Source organism: Cobetia sp. AM6 (assembly GCF_009617955.1).
GTDB classification, from domain to species: domain Bacteria; phylum Pseudomonadota; class Gammaproteobacteria; order Pseudomonadales; family Halomonadaceae; genus Cobetia; species Cobetia amphilecti.
This window is the reverse complement of record NZ_AP021868.1, coordinates 290,156-307,059: the sequence shown is the minus strand read 5'-3', so window position 1 is coordinate 307,059 and position 16,904 is coordinate 290,156. Positions and strand designations below refer to the sequence as shown.

Annotated in this window: 15 protein-coding genes; 4 read left to right on the top strand and 11 right to left on the bottom strand. The window is 64.8% G+C overall.

Annotated features, from left to right (window positions below; translation table 11 throughout):
* Positions 1-241: 241 nt before the first annotated feature.
* Positions 242-1,249 carry a TAXI family TRAP transporter solute-binding subunit gene (locus tag CLAM6_RS01410; RefSeq protein ID WP_043333219.1) on the bottom strand — a complete coding sequence of 336 codons (1,008 nt, stop codon included), beginning with the start codon at positions 1,247-1,249 and terminating at the stop codon, positions 242-244.
* A 404-nt stretch (positions 1,250-1,653) separates the two neighbouring features.
* Between CLAM6_RS01410 and CLAM6_RS01405 the strand changes: the two genes are divergently transcribed.
* Positions 1,654-2,082 (top strand): HIT domain-containing protein, encoded by a 429-nt coding sequence (locus tag CLAM6_RS01405; RefSeq protein ID WP_043333221.1) that lies wholly within the window; start codon positions 1,654-1,656, stop codon positions 2,080-2,082.
* A gap of 189 nt (positions 2,083-2,271) precedes the next feature.
* Here CLAM6_RS01405 and CLAM6_RS01400 read toward each other — a convergent pair whose 3' ends face one another.
* From CLAM6_RS01400 to CLAM6_RS01375, 6 genes are all read right to left on the bottom strand, one after another.
* Complete coding sequence (locus CLAM6_RS01400) at positions 2,272-3,486, bottom strand: nickel/cobalt transporter (RefSeq protein ID WP_052384491.1); 1,215 nt, start codon at positions 3,484-3,486, stop codon at positions 2,272-2,274.
* On the bottom strand, positions 3,476-4,237 hold the full coding sequence (locus tag CLAM6_RS01395; protein WP_084589350.1) for a DUF1007 family protein: 762 nt from the start codon (positions 4,235-4,237) through the stop codon (positions 3,476-3,478). Before CLAM6_RS01395 ends, CLAM6_RS01400 begins: the two co-directional genes overlap by 11 nt.
* Positions 4,238-4,359: 122 nt before the next feature.
* Complete coding sequence (locus CLAM6_RS01390) at positions 4,360-5,889, bottom strand: sigma-54-dependent transcriptional regulator (RefSeq protein ID WP_084589351.1); 1,530 nt, start codon at positions 5,887-5,889, stop codon at positions 4,360-4,362.
* Between the two features lie 16 nt (positions 5,890-5,905).
* The gene (locus CLAM6_RS01385) at positions 5,906-7,990 is read right to left on the bottom strand and encodes a sensor histidine kinase (RefSeq protein WP_052384492.1); all 2,085 of its coding nucleotides are present in this window, start codon (positions 7,988-7,990) and stop codon (positions 5,906-5,908) included.
* Between the two features lie 139 nt (positions 7,991-8,129).
* Positions 8,130-8,567, bottom strand: a complete 438-nt coding sequence (locus CLAM6_RS01380) for a hypothetical protein (RefSeq protein WP_043333222.1) — start codon at positions 8,565-8,567, stop codon at positions 8,130-8,132.
* Positions 8,567-9,190 carry a hypothetical protein gene (locus CLAM6_RS01375; protein WP_043333224.1) on the bottom strand — a complete coding sequence of 208 codons (624 nt, stop codon included), beginning with the start codon at positions 9,188-9,190 and terminating at the stop codon, positions 8,567-8,569. Before CLAM6_RS01375 ends, CLAM6_RS01380 begins: the two co-directional genes overlap by 1 nt.
* A 412-nt stretch (positions 9,191-9,602) precedes the next feature.
* On the opposite strand from CLAM6_RS01375, the gene CLAM6_RS01370 reads away from it, so the two are divergent.
* The 3 genes from CLAM6_RS01370 to CLAM6_RS01360 all read left to right on the top strand — a co-directional run bounded on the left by CLAM6_RS01370 (position 9,603) and on the right by CLAM6_RS01360 (position 13,756).
* Positions 9,603-11,600 carry a BCCT family transporter gene (locus CLAM6_RS01370; RefSeq protein WP_043333226.1) on the top strand — a complete coding sequence of 666 codons (1,998 nt, stop codon included), beginning with the start codon at positions 9,603-9,605 and terminating at the stop codon, positions 11,598-11,600.
* A gap of 364 nt (positions 11,601-11,964) precedes the next feature.
* A complete protein-coding gene (locus CLAM6_RS01365) occupies positions 11,965-12,444 on the top strand; it encodes a Dps family protein (RefSeq protein ID WP_043333228.1) in 480 nt (159 codons plus the stop codon).
* A 199-nt stretch (positions 12,445-12,643) separates the two neighbouring features.
* Positions 12,644-13,756, top strand: coding sequence for an App1 family protein (locus CLAM6_RS01360; RefSeq protein ID WP_043333229.1), 1,113 nt, complete (start codon positions 12,644-12,646; stop codon positions 13,754-13,756).
* Positions 13,757-13,891: 135 nt separating this feature from the next.
* Here CLAM6_RS01360 and CLAM6_RS01355 read toward each other — a convergent pair whose 3' ends face one another.
* From CLAM6_RS01355 to CLAM6_RS01340, 4 genes are all read right to left on the bottom strand, one after another.
* Positions 13,892-14,365: a DoxX family protein gene (locus tag CLAM6_RS01355; RefSeq protein ID WP_043333231.1), complete on the bottom strand. Its 474-nt coding sequence runs from the start codon at positions 14,363-14,365 to the stop codon at positions 13,892-13,894.
* A gap of 78 nt (positions 14,366-14,443) precedes the next feature.
* Complete coding sequence (locus tag CLAM6_RS01350) at positions 14,444-15,250, bottom strand: HvfC/BufC N-terminal domain-containing protein (RefSeq protein ID WP_052384493.1); 807 nt, start codon at positions 15,248-15,250, stop codon at positions 14,444-14,446.
* Positions 15,247-16,173, bottom strand: a complete 927-nt coding sequence (gene bufB / locus CLAM6_RS01345) for an MNIO family bufferin maturase (protein WP_225347488.1) — start codon at positions 16,171-16,173, stop codon at positions 15,247-15,249. Before bufB ends, CLAM6_RS01350 begins: the two co-directional genes overlap by 4 nt.
* Before the next feature lie 109 nt (positions 16,174-16,282).
* Entirely contained in the window at positions 16,283-16,579 is a 297-nt protein-coding gene (locus CLAM6_RS01340; RefSeq protein WP_043333233.1) for a BufA1 family periplasmic bufferin-type metallophore, read from the bottom strand.
* Positions 16,580-16,904: the final 325 nt, after the last annotated feature.

Genomic DNA, 16,904 nt, shown 5'->3' with positions numbered 1-16,904 from the left:
ACGGGATCAGACAGCGATGGCGCAGCGGCGACTTGCGTCACCATGCGCCCGGGCTTGCGAGGAGAATACGGGCTTCTACAGCAATCAATCGTGGGCACTGCTCTGGTCCTGCGCCTCACCTTGCCCACGCGGGGCAGTGTCATGGCGCCGGACCGGCGGTGGTTTATTGGTCTGGGAAACTGCGCTGCCCTCACCGCCGCCAGAGGCGAGCGATGAGGGCAGCGGGAACATCAGGAGTGGATCACTCGGCGATCAGGCGCGCCGGAATCTCGATGCCCTGCTCCTTGAAGTAACGTGCGGCACCCGGGTGCAGCGGCAGCGGCAGGCCCGCGATGGCCTTGTCGATGGCCATGGCCTTGGTGGCCGGGTGGATGTTGTTCAGGAACGGCAGGTTCTCGTACATGGTCTTGGTGATCTGATAGACGTCTTCTTCGGAGACATCATCACGCACCACCAGGATGTTCGGCTGGGCGATGGTGTTGATCGCCTCGTCCTGGCCCGGGTAGGTGCCAGCGGCGATTTCATACGGAGTCCACAGTTCGAACTGGGAGTTGACCTTGGCCAGCTGCTCTTCGGTAAAGTCCAGCGTGGTGATCTCGCCGCCCAGGTTGGCGTAGGCACGGGTCACGGCGGAGGCCGGTGCGCCGGCCGGAATGTTCATGCCGTCGATGTTGCCGTTCTGCATCGCGTCGGCGCTCGGGCCATAGCCCATGTAGGCCAGATCCATCTTGTCGGCATCGATGCCCAGCTGCTCGAGGATGAAGCGACCCGAGCCTTCGGTACCGGAGTTCTTCTTGCCGATGGAGAAGCTCTTGCCGTAGAAGTTGGTCATGTCCTCGATGGTGCCGGACTTGACCTCATCATTGCGGGCCACGAAGTGCTCGACGTTCTGCCATAGCATCGAGATGCTGCGCAGGTTCTTGTGCGCCTTGTTGACCGGCGGGGTGCCATTCCATGCCCAGGCGCCGTAGAGGCCCTGGATGATGCCGAACTGGGCCTGGTCCTCTTCCATCAGCTTGAGGTTCTCGCCGGAACCGGCAGAGGAGATCGCGGACACGGAGATGCCGGCGGTCGGCTCGAGCTTGACCTTGATCAGCGTGGAGAGTGCCACGCCGACCGGGTAGAAGGTGCCACCGGTGGTGGCGGTACCCATGATGTACTTGCCTTCCGCCTGAGCCACGGCACTGAGACCAAGAGAGGCTGCGATGGCGAGACCGAGACCGGCCTTGAGGAACTGGCGCTTTTGCATGGAGTGACTCCTTGGCGAACCTGCCGGGCGCAGGTTGAGCATTCTTGTAATGTGGGTAGGCAGACGGACATTGCGGCTGAGCAGGCTCTGGCCCTGGGCGGTGCTGGCCATGTCGCGACCGACAATGCGCAAGGTAGCCCTCTTTTGCGTGGGGCGTTCGTTGCGAGCCTCTGCATCAGCGTAGGAAGAAGGTTAGCAACTGTCCGCGCGGCGCGATATTTGGCGATGGGGGCATTGCGCAGCCCTCACAGCGCGCACGGGCAATCCGCAAAGTGGCAGGATTCTGCCGATCTGGTCACACTGAGGGCATTCGCGGGCGTTCACGCCAAGGAGTCCGCCACGATTCGGGTTACCCTTTGCCCTCGACTCACGCCCGCCCTGCTCCATCCGATCAAGGAGAGACGATGACCCCCTTCAGCCTTCACCCGCAGCTGGACGCCGACACTCACTTCGTGGCCGACCTGCCGCTGTGCACCGTGCGTCTGATGAACGATGCGCGCTATCCGTGGCTGGTACTGATTCCGCGCCGCGATGCCATCCGCGAGATCTACGAGCTGGACAGCAGCGCCCAGCAGCAGCTGTGGCAGGAAACCACGCAACTGGGCGAGTTGCTGATGACGGTAAGCGGCGGCGAGAAGCTCAATATCGGCGCACTGGGCAACATGGTGCCGCAGCTGCACATGCACGTGATCGCCCGCCGCAGCGATGATGAAGCCTGGCCGGGGCCGGTGTGGGGCGTCGGCACGGCCGAGCCCCACGACAGCGAAGCGCTAACGGTGCTGGTCGACACCCTGCGCATGAAGATCGCCGAGCTGCCGAGCTATTCCTACTGACAGCGTCACCTGCGCTGTCACTGATACTGACACTGACATCTACGCTCTCGCAGACACTGTCATCTGCGCTCTCACATCTACGACAACGGGGCCCGATGGGCCCCGTTGTCGTATCTTTCTGGTAGTAAGCAGCAGCTAGTAAGCGGCACGCCTGCCTTGGCGGCGCTGGTCTCACTCCTCGCCTGAGCTCTACCCTGATGACCTCGGACCCAGAGGGCTCTGGAGGGAGGTGCCCGGCGCCGAGCGATCAAACGGCGAAGCACCGCGACCGGTGGGAGAGTCCAGCGCCTTGAGACTGCTGGCGACCAGCAAAGCGCCAAAGACCGTGATGATGATGCCGCCGAGCAGACCGACCAGCGCCGCCCACGGCCACTGACGACGCGCGCGGCTGCCCGGGTGCGACCCACCCAGGCGCGAGCCGGCCGCCACCAGGCGTCCACTGGCCTTCATGATCAAGGTGGCCATCGCCACGCTACCCACCGTCAGCGCGGTGCCCAATGACATCGCCAGCACCGCCAGTACCCCGCTGCCGACCATGTTCAACGCCAGCGCGGCCAGCAAGACCAGAATCGCGCCGGAACACGGCCGCAGGCCGATCGCCAGCACCGCCATGCCCATGGTGCGCCAGTCGCCACTGGCCTGCTCCGCCGTCACGCCATGCGCATGGCCGCAACCGCAGTCATGTCCGTGTGAATGAGCGTGGCCGTGAGAGTGAGAATGTGAGTGGTCGTGGCCAGGCGACGGCTCGAACGCCAGCCCCTGCATCGCTGGCGCCTGCGGCGCTCCCACGCTTGAGACAGGCTGTGCCCTGACAACACGCCATAGCGTGCGAGCGGCGCGCCACAGCAGCAACAGCCCCAGCACCAGCACCCCGAGATGACTGAGCAGGGTGACCTTCTCGACCTGCCCGAGCACATCACGCCCCGCCCAGTCGAGCAGCCCCGCCCCGAGGCCAACCAGCACCAGCGCACTGACGCCCTGCAGCAAGGCTGCCAGCAACGACAACCACAGCGCACGGCGTCGAACGATGGGCTGACTGACCAGCAGCGTACTGATCACGACCTTGCCATGCCCAGGGCCCGCGGCATGCAGCACGCCATAGGCGAAGGACAGCCCGATCAGCGCCCAGGGCGTGCCCGGATGCGCGGCAAGCTCACTCATGGCGCGCCCCAGCGAGCGCTGGAAACGCGATTGCTCGGCAAAGATCCACCCCAGCGCCTCGCCCCAGCCCTGCACCAGGCTTGGCCAGAGCGCCATGCCCAGCACAAGCAGCCCGCAGCCGACCGCCAGCCAGCCTGCCAGGCGCCGCCCCCGCGACGAGGCCGGTTTCAGCAGGCCATCGCGCATGCCCTTGAGGCTCTTGATATCGCCAAGCCCGCTGGTGTCCTTCGGCTCACTGCTCATCAGCCACCTCACAGCTGACACTGCCGACCTCGGCGAAGTACTGGCCGAGATCCATCGGTGCGGTGGCATTGATATCCAGCATCGAGGCCTCGGCGACCTTGGACGGGTCCGGGTCGGCCGGCGTGATGCCCGGCGTGCAGCTCAGCGCCGAGTCCTGCCCTTCCAGCCCGCTCACCACCAGCCCTTGCTGCACGGCGATGGCATCCGGGTCATGCAGAATCTCGATGTAATAGGTGGGGTCGTAGATACGATAACTGAGGGTGTGGCCAGCCATCGCCACCGGCTCGGCCAGCGGCAGCTCCATCTGGAAGGCGACACGCTCACCCTTGAGCCAGGTGGTCTGGCGCGTCGCCTTGCCAAGCGCCACGGGTTCGCCGTCCAGCGTGACATGGGTGTAATAATCGAACTGCGACAGATTGGCCAGAATCTCGCTGCCCAGCACATCGAGGCGCTGCTCCATGCTGGTATCGTCCTCGAGCGCGGCCAGCTCCTGACGCAGCGTCAGGCTGTAGAAGGGGTCGAGCAGCCAATACTGGCGCATCGCGACGGCCCGCCCCTGGTCATCGAGGCGCAGCGTCACCCGCAGATCGACCCAGCCGTGCGGATGCGCGGCGGCGGGCTGACTGGCCACCAGGGTGCCCAGCATCAGCAACGGCGTCAGCCAGACCGCGGGACGCAGGCTGTGACGAGATGGAAAACGCGCCAGCGCGGACGACAGCGCCGCCACCAGGCGATGAACAGCAACAGACATCGGGAAACTCCGGCAGAACGTCACGGGGACGACAGGAAGGGATTGGCAGGATGTTACTTCATGACAAAACGGGCGACATCCCGACGCAGCCCGAGGACACCTTCGACAGGCAGCGGTGACGGTCAGTTCGCCGAATCATCATGGCCATGACGAAAGTCTTCACGGCGCAGCCCGTATTTGTGCATCTTGAGATTGAGCGTACGCCGCGGCAGTGCCAGCTCCTCCAGCACCTGAGCGATGTTGCCGCGTGCGCGGGTCAAGGCGGCGCGAATCAAGGTCGACTCGAACATCGCCACCTGTGCCGCCAGCCCATGCTCCTCGCTGCTCGCCAGCGCCTCGTCGCTCGCCCCATTGCCGGCCTCGCCTGCGTCCTGCTCCGCTGAGGCATTGCCCGGTGAGGATGACTGCCGCGTCGTGGGCGATTCCCCCAGCACCACGCGGCGACTGGCGGCCTGACGCAGCTGCCACAGATTGCCCGGCCAGTCCGCCGCCATCAACGCGGCCAGCTCACCGCTGGCGAAGGGTTGCGCCTCCACCTCATGCACCTCGGCGGCCTGACGGCTGAAATGCGCCATCAGCAACGGGATGTCCTCGCGCCGCTCGCGCAGGGCGGGTGTCGTCAGTTCGATCTCGGCCAGTGCATGCCCCAGAGTGCGCGTCAGCGGCCCGCTTGCCATCACGTCGCCCACGCTGCACTGCGCGCTGCACACCAGCCGTGGCGCCTGGCGGGCGCCGTCCTCACGCGTGGCGATCCAGCCATCCAGCCACTGCCATTGCGCGCCACTCAGGTGGTCCACCTCATGCAGCAGCAAGGTATTGGCCGCAGGACATGCCGCGAGCGCATCCTCGATCGCGCCCGCCAGAGCCTCCGCGCCCTCTGCCCTGGCTTGCGACAGGGGCGCGCATTCCACTCGTGCCAGCAAGGCCGTCGCCGCCGTCGGCATGGCAGCAGATAAGGCCGTCGCCTCGGCAGGCGGCGCATGCTCGGCCAGTGCCAGCGCCAGAGTGCTGCGCCCGCTGCCCGCCTCGCCGCTGATCCAGACGCGCGCCGGGTGCCCGCGCAATTCAAGCAGTCGCTCACGCAGCTGGCGAATCTGACGGCTCTCGCCCCGCAGCAGACCACTGAGGCCGCGCACGCTCAAGCGGCGGCGCAGGCGTTGGTTTTCATCACTCAGGCGCCGCCCCGCCAGCGCCTGACGCAGCTTGAGCTCCAGCGCTTCGGGGTCAAACGGCTTCTCGATGAAGTCGCGCGCGCCGCCCTGCATCGCGGCAACGGCCGTGGCGACATCGCCGTGACCGGTCATCATCAGCACCGGCAGCTCCGGTGCCTGCAGCGCAAGCCGCGCCAACAGCGTCAGGCCATCCATGCCCGGCATGCGGATATCGCTGATCACCACGCTGACCGGCTCGGCGGCGGCCAGGGCTTCCAGCAGCGCCTCGGCGCGCGAGAAACAGCGCAGATGGATCTCGGCCAGCTCCAGCCACTGGGCGAGGGATTCGCGCACCGCCGGGTCGTCATCCACCAGCCATACCGGCGCCTCACGGGTCAGATCACTGTCCTGCTGCAGGCGCAGCTCTGCCGGGTCCAGGCCCGTGGCGGCAAACTCCTCTGCGCCCTCGAAGCCATCGCTGTCATGCGTATAGCCTGTCATTCGTGCGTATACCCCGTCATGTCACGGATTGCTGCCCGCTGCCTTGTTGTTCGGTGCCGTCGGCTGCATGCGTTGCCTCCGACGCCGGCGTGCGTAGCCACAATTCGAAGCAGGCGCCGCCCAGCGCAGAGCCCTCAGCCAGCGAGGAGCCCTCAGCCGGTTCAGACACTGAAGCGCCATCGGCCAGACGCAGCTGGCCACCCAGATCGCGCGCCAGGCCATAACTCAGAAACAGCCCCATCCCCATGCCTTCGCCGACCTCACGCGTGGTGGTGAAAGGATCAAACAGCGTGGCACGCAGCGCAGGGTCGATGCCGGGGCCGTTGTCCTCGATGCGCAGACATCCACCAGGCTGCCCCTCGAGGCTGGCCACTGTCGGCCAGGCCTGCCAACTGAGGCGCAGTCGCGGGGCCGTGCGCTCGTCGCTCTGCTGATCGGCCTGCTGTGCTTTCTGCTGCCCTTCCAGCGCATCGAGCGCATTGCGGATCAGGTTGGTCAGCAACTGCTCGAGACGCACCTGTTCGCCCATCACGATGATGTCCCGGGGCAGCGCGTCCTGCTCCACCGTCAGGTCAAGGGCGGTGACTCGCTCGGCGAGCAGCTCCAGCGCGAAGTCGATACGCGGCGCCAGCGCCAGGGCGACGGGCGCCTGCTGACTGGCCGGGCGCACAAAGACCCGCAGCTGGCGAATCATGTCGGCCAGACGCTCGGACAGCTCACTGATACGCGTGAAGTTGCTGGCGGCGGATTCGGCGGCACGCGCGGTCAGCTCGGGGCGCGTTGCGGCGGAGGCGATGCCCCGCGCCAGCAGCTTGCCGCCGCTGGCGGCGTAGGTGCGAATGCCGACCAGCGGCTGATTGAGCTCATGAGCGATACCGGCCGCCATGGTGCCCAGCGCGGCCAGCTTGCCGGCCTGCACCAGCTCATCACGCGTGGCCTCGAGTTCGCGCGAGCGCTGGGCGACCCGCTCCTCGAGGCGCTCGTTGATCTCGCGCATCATCACCGCTTCACGCCGAATCAGCCCCAGGCGCGCCTGTCGCTCGCGCATCCACAGCGCCATCATCGCCAGCCCCAGGATCACGGCGAGCCCGACCAGCACCACATTGCGCGCCTGGATATAGAGTGGCCGCAGCGGCATCAGAAAATGCAGTTGCCAACCCAGCGGCCCGCTGGCCAGCGACTCATCCAGATAGCGCTGACCCATCGCCGCCGTCGGCAGCCGCGCGATCTCCGACGCCGCCAGTTCGTGGTTGTCGCCCAGCACCAGGCTGCCGTCCTCCAGCTCCCGCGACAGCGGTGTCAGCGGCGCCCCGCGAAACTGCTGCTGTGCCCGAATGCTGTCCAGCGCCTGCGGCTCGATCGCCTCCAGCGCGCGATATTTCCAGTTGCGCCGCGAGGCCAGCAGCACGATGCGATTGACATCGGCGAGCAGCACCGTCTCCCCCGCCTGGCGCCAGGTATCCTCCAGCGCCTCCAGCGAGACCTTGACCACCATGACGCCCAGCGGCTCGCCCTCGGCCCCGAGTACCGGCGCCGAGACAAAATAGCCGGGACGCCCGGTGGTATTGCCGACGGCGAAGAATTCACCGCGCCCGCGCGCCAGGGCATCGATGAAGTAGGGCCGGTAGTCGTAGCGATAGCCGACGAAGCTATCTGGCTCATCGAAGTTGCTCGCGGCCACGGTCATGCCGTCACGGTCGGTCAGGAAGATGGCCGCCGCGCCGGAGGCACGCGCGACACGCCGCAGATGCTGGTTGAGATCACTGCTCGAACCGAGGGGAGCGGCAGCACTGGCAGCGTCGCGTTCGTTTGAGGGGATAATAGGCAGCGTTGCCGCAGGCGGAACGCCCTGCTCGCCAAGGGCGATACGCACACGGGCCTGGCGCGCCAGCAATTCCGGCAGCCACTGGAAGCGCGATAACTCGGCATTCAGGGTGCTGGCGTAGAAATTCAGGCGAGTCGCCGCGTGCTGGCGAGCATCACGCTCGCCACGCGCCAGCTCCCAATGCCAGAGAGCAAACAAGGCCATCAGCCCGGCCAGCAGACTGGCCGAGAGTGCCAGCCAAGCCAGACGCCGACGGCGCAGCGCACTCAGCGTCATGGGCCATCACACCGCGCGAGCGCGGGCTCGCCCGGGCTCCGGCACTGCCCGCCTGCAAAGTGGTGGGCAAGGCCAGAGAGGCGACGCCGAGGGCCGCCTCGTGGGGTTGCCATGCGTGGGATTGGCATGCGCGGGGCGGTCACGGCGCGCCGATCACCGGCACGGTGCGCGCATCCAGAGCCACGGCGACCTCCACCAGCAGGTTGTCGAGGCGGCCCGGCGCGATATCGGCACCATTGCTGTCACCGCTCACGCTGAGACGAATCTGGCCGTTGACCTCGCTCACCCAGGCCTCGAGCGCCAGCGGCGGCCGGGCAGCATAGCTGGCATCGAGGCGCTCGAGGTCAGGGTCTGCCCGCTCGATGATGAAGCCACGCTCCGCCAGCGTCGTCAGCAGGGTGACGAAGACCTGCTGGGAGGTCAGGGTGCCGCTGTTGGGGGCGATCACCGCGGTGCGCGAGTCCGGCGCATGGGTCGGCTGATTCATGCAGCCACCCAACACCAGCAGGCCGGCGAGCAGCGTCGCAAGCCCCAGACGCTGCCACAGCGAGCGTGGAGATGCCTTGCGCATGTTCATCAGCGAACCTCCCGTGGATCACGACCCGCCAGCGCGGCCTGCAGCTGACGCTCGATCTGGCGGCAGCTGTCGCTGTCATTGTGAGGACGGGCATCGATGACATAGCCGCCCTGATTGATGACCTGCTCATCGCGGATCACGCGCACGCGCTCATCCGGCGCGACCAGCGAGATGCGCTCGAAGCTGATCGGGTCATCGCGGAAGGTGTCATTGCCGACGCCCACGCCGAAATCATTGCCCGCCGCGACGCCATAGCCCACCGAGAAGCCGATGCGCGAGCCGAAGGGCCCATCGATCGCGCCCAGCCCCGGCTGGTCCACCTTGCGCTCACCCGTCACCACGCCCAGCGCCTGTTCGCTCTCGCGGATCTTGTAGCCACGGGCCTCGACGACCTGCGCCGCGGCACGCAACCACTGATTGGCATCGCCCTCACGCGGGAAGATGCAGGCTTCGGGCAGGCCAGCGCTGTCATTCGCGGCCAGCGGGTCCTTGCCGGACAGGGCCGAGCAGCCGCTCAGCAGCACCAGCCCGATTGCGAGCAGTGTCATGCGCGACAGGCGCGAGCGCGCTGACGTGTCAGCCACGCTTGGCCGTGCGGAAAATTCGGGAAGTCGATGGAGCATGCGAACGTCTCCGGTCAGCCACTTGAGCCGGCGCGACATCACGATTTTCACACCATGAGACACACCAGAGGCACTAGACTGACACATAAGTCTTGTAGGGTTTCTGCATAATTATGGTATCGAGACAGCGGGATACCCTGGATGCAGGAAGCCTCATCTTAGCGCCCAGCCATGCCAGCGCCTACCGTATCCAGCCCCCGACAATGCAAGCCAAGACCGTACCGCCATTGCCATTTCGCACGATGATCACGCAACGCCAGCACTGTCAGGGCCGCTCGCTCGGCGCGCAAACCGCCGGTCAGCGCGCGCAACACTGGTTACATATGGAAACGATATCGCGCGGACAACTCACGACGCTACAGGTTCAATAAGTTACCATTATCGACGAATAGGCAATCAGGGAGAGAAATTTATGTCAGAAAATGCCGACCAGCCCACGGTCGCCAAGATCAATCCGCCAGTCTTCTTCGGCTCCGCCGTGGTGATTCTGGCGTTCGTGATCTTTACGGTCGCCATGCCGGATACCGCGCAGACCGCCTTCGGTCATGTCCAGACCTGGATCATCGACACCGTCGGCTGGTTCTACCTGCTGGCCATGGGCGTGTTCGTGATCTTCACGCTGGGTCTCGCCTTCTCGAGCTATGGCGACATCAAGCTGGGGCCAGACCATTCCGAGCCTGATTTCAGCTACGGCTCCTGGTTCGCGATGCTGTTTTCCGCGGGCATGGGCATCGGCCTGATGTTCTACGGCGTCGCCGAGCCTGTCTTCCACTTCACTGCGCCTCCGGTTGGCGATGCCGGCACCGTCGAGGCCGCGCGTGAAGCCATGAAGACCACCTTCTTCCACTGGGGCATCCACGCCTGGGGCGTCTATGCCGTGGTGGCGCTGGCGCTGGCCTACTTCAGCTTCCGCCACAACCTGCCGCTGCGCATCAGCTCTGCGCTGTATCCGCTGATCGGCAAGCGCATCCATGGCCCGATCGGCCATGCCGTCGATATCTTCGCCGTATTCGGCACCATGTTCGGGGTCGCGACCTCGCTGGGTCTGGGCGTGCTGCAGGTCAGCTCCGGTCTGCATTACCTGTTCGATATCGACAACGACCTGACCACCCAGATCATCCTGATCGCCATCATCACCTGTCTGGCGACCGTTTCCGTGGTCATGGGTCTGGACGGCGGCATCCGTCGTCTCTCCGAGCTGAACCTTGGTCTGGCACTGGCGCTGATGCTGTTCGTGCTGTGCGTGGGCCCGACCATCTTCCTGCTGCAGACGCTGATCCAGAACATCGGTGGCTATCTCAGCGAAGTGGTCGACAAGACCTTCAACATGTTCGCCTATATCCCGGAAGATGGCCCGTCCAAGTGGCTGGGTGGCTGGACTCTGTTCTACTGGGGCTGGTGGATAGCGTGGTCCCCGTTCGTGGGCATGTTCATCGCGCGTGTCTCGCGTGGCCGCACCATCCGTGAATTCGTCTACGGCGTGCTGTTCGTGCCGATGGGCTTCACCTTCCTGTGGCTGACCTTCTTCGGCGACAGCGCCCTGCACATGCTGCTGACCGATACTGCGGGCAACCTGGCAGAAGCGGTCTCCGCCGACGCGTCCGTGGCACTGTTCAAGTTCCTGGAGCTGTTCCCGTTCGGTAGCATCACCTCCATGCTGGCCACTCTGCTGGTCGTGACCTTCTTCGTCACCTCCTCGGATTCCGGCTCGCTGGTCATCGACATGCTGACCTCCAAGGAAGGTGACGAATCTCCGGTCTGGCAGCGTGTCTTCTGGGCCTTCTCCGAAGGTTTTGTCGCCGTAGCGCTGCTGATGGCGGGTGGCCTGGGTGCTCTGCAGACCGCCTCGCTGGCCTCTGCCCTGCCGTTCGCGATCATTCTGATGTTCGTCTGCTACGGCCTGCTCAAGGCACTGCGTCTCGAGGGCGTCAAGCAACGCTCCATGCAGCACCTGAGCAACACGCCGGGCCACACCGCCGGTGGCGCACGCAGCTGGCAGAAGCGCGTCCAGACCCTGGTCGAGACGCCGCGCCAGAAGAACGTCGAGCAGTACCTGATCAACACCGTCACGCCGGCACTGGCGGATGTCGCGAAGGAATTCGAGGCCCAGGGCCTGGATACTCGCGTCAATGACGAGGATGACCGCAGCTATCTGCAGGTCAGCCACGGCGAGGAAGTCGACTTCGTCTACGGTGTGCGGGTGCGCGAATATGCAGCACCGGCCTTCGCGCTGCGCAACGTCAGGCGCAAGGGCACCAGCGACGTGGAACGCCATTACCGCGCCGAGGTCTTCCTGCGTGAAGGTGGCCAGACCTATGACGTCATGGGTTACACCAAGGAGCAGGTGATCGGCGACGTGCTGGACCAGTACGAGAAGCACATGCACTTCCTGCACATGGCGCGCAACTGACGCCTGAGCGTTGCAGAGGTGATGACAGCTGATGACATGGCTGTCGCAAAGGCCCCGCCCCGTGCGGGGCCTTTGCGTATGTGGCCGATATCAGAATGTCCGAGTCGACGACATTGACTGCAATATCAGTGTGCGACCTTGAAAACCACGTGCGCGCACCACATCTCTTTCCAAGCATTCATCTACGGCTTGAGGGTGGTGCGCCGGCGACGATAGGGGTGGCCGATGAGGGCGATACAGTGAATTCGTTACCCTGCATCCCGCCCAGCCTCTACACTGGTGGCATACTGGCAGCACGGCTCGCCACCTGCATCTCCACTTTCCCCACAATGCCGTTCACTTCACATTTTTCAGGAGAGTCTTCATGTCCAACGATACCAATGCCATCGGTTTGCACACTGCCAGCGCCACTCAGCTGGCCGAGCACCTCAACATCCTGCTGGCCAACTACCAGACCTTCTACATGAATGCCCGTGGTTACCACTGGAACGTGAAGGGCAACCAGTTCTTCGAGCTGCACGTGAAGTTCGAGGAAACCTACACCGACTTGCTGACCAAGGTCGATGAGATCGCCGAGCGTATCCTGACCCTGGGTCACGAACCGCTGCACGCCTACAGTGACTACGCGCGCGTCGCCACCATCAAGGAAGACACCCACGTCAGCGACGGCACGGCTTGCGTCAAGGGCCTGCTGACCGGTTACAAGTCCCTGATCGAACTGCAGCGCGAGATCATGTCCGTCGCGTCTGACGCCGACGATGAAGGTACCGCTTCACTGGTCGGTGACTACATCCGCGAGCAGGAAAAGACCGTGTGGATGCTGTCCGCCTACCTGGGCGAGTAAGCGATCAAGCCAATGCAGCGCCAGGACATGACAGTGCGGATCACTGATGCTGTTGTCTGACGCTGTAATTGACTGACACTGGGCCGCGAGGCATTCGCGCAGTGTGAACGCCGCCTTTCGACCCTGCACACGCGGGACTCGGAAGGCGGCGTTGTCATGTGGCCATGAAGGCCCGCCAGATACCGACCAGGAGGGTTGCATGTCACTGCCGCTGACACGTCTGCTACGCAAGCTGCTGCATGTAGCTGCCAAGCCCATGCGCCACGCCCAGGGCAAGGATGGCTATGTCATTCACGCCTATCGTGGCTATGGCTCGCATAGCGAAGCCTTTCTGATGGGGCGCATCTTCCGCCAGCCCGGCTCACGCAGCCAGTTGGCTCCCGGCGCCGGGCGCGACCTGATGGATGTCGGCCGCCGCATGCTGCGCTGGGGCAAGAGCGGTGTCGAGGTAGAGGTCGCGCTGGGGGACAACCGCATCACCGCCATCACCGACCGCGATGGCTACTTCAGCGTGCATCTACCGCTCGATGAGCCGCTGGAGCACCAGGGGCAATGGCATACCGCCCGCATCACTGCGTGTCCGCCGAAGCAGCCCCCGGTGGAAGGCGAGGCGCAGGTCTATCTGCCGCCCATCAGCACACGCCTCGGGGTGATCAGCGATATCGACGACACCGTGATGTACACCGGTGTCGCCAACAAGCTCAAGATGCTTTACCGCCTGTTCATCGAGTCCGCCGAGCGCCGCACCGCCTTCCCCGGCGTGGCCGCGCTCTATCAGGCGCTCCATGAGGGTGATGACGGCCAGCAACAGCGTCCGCTGCTCTATGTGTCGCGAGGTCCGTGGAGCATCTACGAGATGTTGGAGGTCTTCTTCCAGCACAATCGCATTCCGGTCGGGCCGATCCTGTTCCTGCGCGAGTGGGGGCTGACCCTGCAACGCCCGCTGCCCAGACGTTCCGAAGACCACAAGCAGGCGCTGATCGAGAAGATGCTCGGCCTGTATGACGAGATGCAGTTCCTGCTCATCGGCGACAGCGGCCAGCATGACCCGGAAGTCTACGCCGAGGTCGTGCGCCGCTATCCCGGTCGCATCTGCGCGATCTACATTCGCCAGATAGGCGATTCGGACTCGCGCAAGGCCGAGCTGGACCAGCTCGGCGAGGAGCTGGCCGCTCTCGGCTGTGTGATGCTGTTGAGCACCGATAGCCTCGACATGGCGCACCACGCGCATGCCAACGGCTACATCGATGCCGCCAGCGTCGAGATGGTACGTGCCGAGATCGAGCATCAACTCGCCGACGAGCCGGCCTGAGCGCCTCGATAGCCAGCGGATAGATGGCTGGCACTATCGCGGTACTACAACGCAAGACGGAGACCCCAGGGTCTCCGTCTTGCGTTGTGCGCGACTGATCTCTGCCTCACCGAACGACTCTGCCGAATGACGGCCTCAGGCGGTGCGTGAGCGAATCAGCTGATCGAGCGACAGGCGTCCCGGGCCTTGCAGTACCAGCACCAGCAGGCTGGACAGCCACAGACCATGAGTGACCCAGGCGTGGGGATAGACGAACAGCTGGATGGTCAGCGTCATGACGGCCAGCCCCAGCGCCGCGAAGCGCGTCCCTAGCCCCAGCCACAGCATCAGCGGAAACAGGTGCTCGGCGATGGTCGCCAGCCAGGCGGCCAGTATCGGCGAGACCAGCGGCAAGGCGTATTCATGCTCGAACAGAAAGAAGGTGCTGTCCTTGATCGTGAAGCCGTCGACCTTGGTCTGCGCCGACATGAAGAATACCGCGCCGACGATGATGCGCATCAGGATCAACAGCGCATCCATCCGCAAGCTTTCCAGCCAGACGAACACTTTCAGGACCTGCCCCGCCACACCGGTACGAACCGCAGGCGTCGTTGATGATTCAAGGCTCATGATGAGGCCTCCTCAAGGGTGCGCCAGGGCGCGAAGGGTCAAACAGAAAAGAGCCGAGCAGAAAAGAACCAGGCAGGATCAGGTCGGCGCGCGGAAGGCACCACTTGCCAGCAGGGGGGCCAGCAGCGGCCCCAGCTCCTGCTCGGGGTGCGCGTCCGCGAGCCGCGCTGCCGCGCCCGCCAGCGTCTGCCCCGCCAGCAGCAGTTCGAGCAGCAAGGCAGCGGCCTCGCACAGCACCGTGACCTGCACCTCCAGCGCTGGGCGCGTGATCAAGATCCGCTCCGGCCGCGCGATATCCAGACCTTCAAGCGTCGCGTCGGCATGCTGATGGCGCTGCCAGATCTCGAGCACCGCATGCTCCAGGTGCAGCAGACAAGCCGCGGGGTGCGCCGAGAACCTGAGTTCCATCACCGCCTCCGGCGGCAACCCCGCCAGCTGGGTCGGCACCAGGGCTTCGGCGTCCGCCGCGTGATAGGCCACCAGACGAGCGGCCTCGAAGCGGGCCAGGTCCACCGCATAGAACGGCAGCTGAGCGGCCGACACCTGACGCGCCTCGACCAACGTGGTCAGGGTCGTATGCAGGGTCTCGGCAAGCCCGGCCCCGTACTCCATCATCAGCGGTGAGCGCGGCAGATGCTGGCGGGAATGATCGTGGGCCAGGGCCGCAAAGAAGCGCTCGCCCACCACCTGACGGGTCACCGGATAGGCCTCTTCCAGCGCACTGATCAGGCTGGCCCAGACATTGTTGCGATAGACATCGAAGCGCTGCTGATGGCCTGCCTCGATACCGGGCAGCGCGGCATCAGGCTGGGTAAGTGCCTCGATGAAGGCGCGCTGCCAGTCGGGCTGGCGCTCAGCGCTGGCATGCCGCTCGAGAGAGGTCATTGGCCGCCCTCCATGCCGGAGCGCGTCAGCTGCTGCGCCCGTGTGCTGTGCAGCAACGCCTGAGCGCGCGTGGTCTGCCCCAGCAAGACCTCCAGCGCCGGCACCTGGGTGTCCCATTCAATCAGCGTCGGACGCGGCCCGATGCGATTGATGAAGTCGGCATACAGCGCCCAGACCTCATCGCAGACCGGCGCGCCATGGTTGTCGATCAGCAGGCCTTCACGCGAGTCCTCGCCATGCCCCGCCAGATGGATTTCCCCGACGGCGTGGCCCGGAATTGACTCCAGCCAGGCCGCGGGATCGATCCCGATGTTGTGCGCCGAGACGAAGACATTGTTGACGTCGATCAGCAATCCACAGCCACTGCGCTCGACCAGGCGAGTGAGGAAATGCGTCTCGGGAATCAGTTCCGCCCCCAGCTCGCGTGCATCGAAACGCAGATAGTGGGCGGGATTCTCGATCAATACCTGACGGCCCAGGGTGTCCTGCAACTGCATCAGGTTATCGCTGACCCGTGCCAGCATCGCGTCCGTCAGCGGTACCGGCAGCAGGTCGTTGTAGAAGTGGCCGCTATGGCCGGCCCAGGCCAGGTGTTCTGACACGCTGGTGGGCGGGTGACGCTCGCAGAGCGTTTTGAGGCGCGCCAGATGCGTGGCATCCAGCGGGCGCTCCGATGCCAGCGACAGGCCGACACCATGAATCGAGAGCGGGTACTCCTGCAGCGCATCCAGCCGGGCATGAGGTGCCCCGCCGGCGCCCATGTAGTTCTCGGCATGAATCTCGAGAAACCCCAGCGCCGGACGCGACGACATCAGCTCACGCACATGCTGCGCCTTGAGGCTGATACCGACGGCCATCTCGTCGAGGGACGGATAGGCCGTACCGAAATCCGGACTGCCGGAGGAAGGGGATGGCTGGTGCATGAAGACCTCTCGAGGCGGCGAACATCCGGTGGCGGCGTGGCGCCAGGCCACCGGATGTCAAGTTCGGGGGGATGCTCGGGAAGTCCGAGCCAGCCCCGAGGCGTGATGCTTACTTGATTTCTTCCAGGCTGCCGGTGCCATTCGGCGTCTCGATGGAGGTGCAGGTGCCTTCCGGAACCAGCTTCCAGGCATTGCCCTGATAGTCGACGGTGGAAGTCCCGGCACACGAAGTGCCCGGGCCAGCGGCGCAGTCATTCTCACCGGCCAGCGACACGCCGTAGCACTTTTCCATACCCGCCGCGTGGGCCGGGAGGGAGACGACAGCGGTAGACAGAGCGACAGCGGTTCCGAGTGCGGAGGCCAGGGCAAAAGCGGTCTTGGCGGACTTGTTCGTCTTGGTAGACATGGGCACATCTCCTGAGAAAATGCTCTTTAATGAGCCAAACGTTATTTATCTATCACTTTCGCCCCTGCGCTGCGGGCTCAATCCAACTTACGGGGGGCTTGGGAAGATGGATGCAGAAAAAATCGAAATTATTGCCGCGACTCGACAATATCGCGCTGACCGCACTCCCCTCATCGCATGCGGAAACGATACCCCGCGCTTGCGTTGACCTCGCCATGCAAACGCAAGCGGCCCCATATAGGGGGCCGCTTGCGTCGACTGTCATCTGCTGTCTGAGGGCATGTCGCAACGTCTGTTGTAACGTCAGTCGCAACGACTGCCTGCA

Excerpts from the sequence above, each read along its gene's own strand:
- bufB (WP_225347488.1), bottom strand. The coding sequence starts at position 16,173 with ATGCACCAGCCATCCCCTTCCTCCGGCAGTCCGGATTTCGGTACGGCC.
- CLAM6_RS01350 (WP_052384493.1), bottom strand. The coding sequence starts at position 15,250 with ATGACCTCTCTCGAGCGGCATGCCAGCGCTGAGCGCCAGCCCGACTGG.
- CLAM6_RS01410 (WP_043333219.1), bottom strand. The coding sequence starts at position 1,249 with ATGCAAAAGCGCCAGTTCCTCAAGGCCGGTCTCGGTCTCGCCATCGCA.
- CLAM6_RS01380 (WP_043333222.1), bottom strand. The coding sequence starts at position 8,567 with ATGAACATGCGCAAGGCATCTCCACGCTCGCTGTGGCAGCGTCTGGGG.
- CLAM6_RS01390 (WP_084589351.1), bottom strand. The coding sequence starts at position 5,889 with ATGACAGGCTATACGCATGACAGCGATGGCTTCGAGGGCGCAGAGGAG.
- CLAM6_RS01340 (WP_043333233.1), bottom strand. The coding sequence starts at position 16,579 with ATGTCTACCAAGACGAACAAGTCCGCCAAGACCGCTTTTGCCCTGGCC.
- CLAM6_RS01395 (WP_084589350.1), bottom strand. The coding sequence starts at position 4,237 with ATGTCTGTTGCTGTTCATCGCCTGGTGGCGGCGCTGTCGTCCGCGCTG.
- CLAM6_RS01365 (WP_043333228.1), top strand. The coding sequence starts at position 11,965 with ATGTCCAACGATACCAATGCCATCGGTTTGCACACTGCCAGCGCCACT.
- CLAM6_RS01405 (WP_043333221.1), top strand. The coding sequence starts at position 1,654 with ATGACCCCCTTCAGCCTTCACCCGCAGCTGGACGCCGACACTCACTTC.
- CLAM6_RS01355 (WP_043333231.1), bottom strand. The coding sequence starts at position 14,365 with ATGAGCCTTGAATCATCAACGACGCCTGCGGTTCGTACCGGTGTGGCG.
- CLAM6_RS01360 (WP_043333229.1), top strand. The coding sequence starts at position 12,644 with ATGTCACTGCCGCTGACACGTCTGCTACGCAAGCTGCTGCATGTAGCT.
- CLAM6_RS01385 (WP_052384492.1), bottom strand. The coding sequence starts at position 7,990 with ATGACGCTGAGTGCGCTGCGCCGTCGGCGTCTGGCTTGGCTGGCACTC.
- CLAM6_RS01370 (WP_043333226.1), top strand. The coding sequence starts at position 9,603 with ATGTCAGAAAATGCCGACCAGCCCACGGTCGCCAAGATCAATCCGCCA.
- CLAM6_RS01400 (WP_052384491.1), bottom strand. The coding sequence starts at position 3,486 with ATGAGCAGTGAGCCGAAGGACACCAGCGGGCTTGGCGATATCAAGAGC.
- CLAM6_RS01375 (WP_043333224.1), bottom strand. The coding sequence starts at position 9,190 with ATGCTCCATCGACTTCCCGAATTTTCCGCACGGCCAAGCGTGGCTGAC.